This window comes from Moorena sp. SIO4A1 (assembly GCF_010672065.1).
Classification (GTDB): domain Bacteria; phylum Cyanobacteriota; class Cyanobacteriia; order Cyanobacteriales; family Coleofasciculaceae; genus Moorena.
On record NZ_JAAHHX010001103.1, the window covers coordinates 1 to 1,000 of the forward strand.

At 40.4% G+C, this 1,000-nt stretch carries 2 protein-coding genes and 1 pseudogene; 2 read left to right on the forward strand and 1 reads right to left on the reverse strand.

Annotated elements, in window-relative coordinates:
- The first annotated feature begins 111 nt into the window (after positions 1-111).
- Positions 112-384 carry a zf-TFIIB domain-containing protein gene (locus F6K53_RS45590; RefSeq protein ID WP_293087870.1) on the forward strand — a complete coding sequence of 91 codons (273 nt, stop codon included), beginning with the start codon at positions 112-114 and terminating at the stop codon, positions 382-384.
- A 3-nt stretch (positions 385-387) separates the two neighbouring features.
- Positions 388-483: pseudogene (locus tag F6K53_RS45595) on the forward strand (zf-TFIIB domain-containing protein); the annotation flags it as partial.
- A 141-nt stretch (positions 484-624) separates the two neighbouring features.
- On the opposite strand, the gene F6K53_RS45600 reads toward F6K53_RS45595, so the two are convergent.
- Positions 625-1,000 (reverse strand): ATP-binding protein (locus F6K53_RS45600; RefSeq protein ID WP_293087873.1); only part of this gene is annotated, 376 nt, incomplete at its 5' end.

Sequence of the window (1,000 nt, forward strand, 5' to 3'; positions counted from 1 at the left end):
CTGTTCCAAGATACCCGATCCCCGATCCGGAGTTCCCTGGTCTGAACAGTCAACTTTAATTATTTCCAAGGAGCGAGTATAATATGTAAATCCTAGAGATGGTTTAGCCAAATGACCCAGCTGAAATGCCCTAAATGTGAAGGAACCTTAGAAGCAGTTGTGTATTCAAATATTCCTGTAGACCGCTGCAGCAGCTGTAAAGGCATCTGGTTTGATTCCATGGAAGCTCAACTGTTGAAGGAGATAAAAAGATCTGAGATTATAGATACAGGTAACCCAAAAACAGGGAGTAATTTTAATGAAATTAGAGATATCAATTGCCCAAAATGCGAGACAAAACTGACCAAAATGGTTGATATAAAACAGACCCATATTCGGTATTAAAAATGCCCGGTATGCTATGGTATATGGTTTGATGCTGGTGAATTTAAGGATTATAAGGAAGAGGGAATAACAGACTTTTTTAAGGATATGTTTAGTTAATTAATAGCCTAAGTAGCAATTTTCAATCTCAATTAATTGCCTACCACTGGGAAAACCTATGGGAAAAGGTAGTAGCTTGACCACGATGGTAATTTCCCTGATCAAGCAGGTTCGAGATACTCAAGTTAGAAATGATCAGCTCTACTGGGCTGGTTTCGGTAAAGTGATAATAAATTCACTATATGCTCCCACTTCAGTTTCCAGCTTCAAGGTTCCTCCATGCTGACCGACGATGATATCATGGGTCATTGATAATCCTAATCCTGTTCCTTCTCCAGTTGGTTTAGTGGTAAAGAAAGGATGGAAAATTTTATCTTTAATCTCCGGTGGTATCCCTATGCCATTGTCACTGATGCGGATTTCTACCATCTGCTCCAGATTTTGGGTTTTGACCCGCAATGTCGGGGTAAAGGCTTCGTCCACCTGATCTTGATCTGACTGATAAGATTGCTGTTTCGCTTGAACCGCATAGCAACTGTTGTCAAGTAGGTTAATGAAGGCGCGGCTGAGATCATTT